Raw genomic sequence first — 703 nt, 5'->3', positions numbered from 1 at the left:
GCGTTGAGGTGGGCTGCAAAACAAAACGGCCTCCTGTCAGGAAGCCGCTTTTATCGGGTACTAAAGTTCTGCACCATCAGCGATGGATTTATTCGATGTTAGACTCGATAAACCACAGGAATTTATCCAGGTCGCGAGACGCGGCGGTCAGGATATCTGCGGTGTCGTCATCTTTCGCTTCGCCAATCGCTTTGCGTACGTCATTAGCGACGATTGCGTAACGGTCAGCCAGTTCTTTCAGGTGATCCTGAACGTTGTGGATGTCCAGCGGGTAACTTTTCAGTGGGGTTTTGCTGTTGATAACTTGAGTGGTCCCCAGAGCTACACCGCCCAGCTGCACTGCACGTTCTGCCATGGTATCCAGATGATCGATCAGTGCGGTACGGAAGCCATCCAGCATCTCATGAACGGCAATAAAGTTAGCACCGCGCATGTTCCAGTGGGCCTGTTTCGTGATCAGCGACAGGTCAATGAACTGGATCACCTGACGATGAAGCAACTCAACCGTCGCTTTTTTATCGCTCTCTGATACATCGTTACGGGTATAAAGCAGATTATACGCTTTTGTTTTTACCAGTTTAGCGGTACTCATACTCTCATATCCTCTTGATGTTTGTGTCCCAGGTAATTAACGAAAATAAGTATAGCACCGGTTTTTAACTTTGCTTTTTTGAATTTACCTATCACTTTAATAGTACAGACA

At 47.1% G+C, this 703-nt stretch carries 1 protein-coding gene; it reads right to left on the bottom strand.

Annotated features, from left to right (window positions below):
• Positions 1 to 88: 88 nt before the first annotated feature.
• Entirely contained in the window at positions 89 to 592 is a 504-nt protein-coding gene (gene dps / locus FMN52_RS04225; protein WP_148607469.1) for a DNA starvation/stationary phase protection protein Dps, read from the bottom strand.
• Between the last annotated feature and the right edge of the window lie 111 nt (positions 593 to 703).

This window comes from Marinobacter sp. BW6, assembly GCF_008107725.1.
Classification (GTDB): Bacteria; Pseudomonadota; Gammaproteobacteria; order Pseudomonadales; family Oleiphilaceae; genus Marinobacter.
This window is presented reverse-complemented; position numbering and strand designations above follow the sequence as displayed.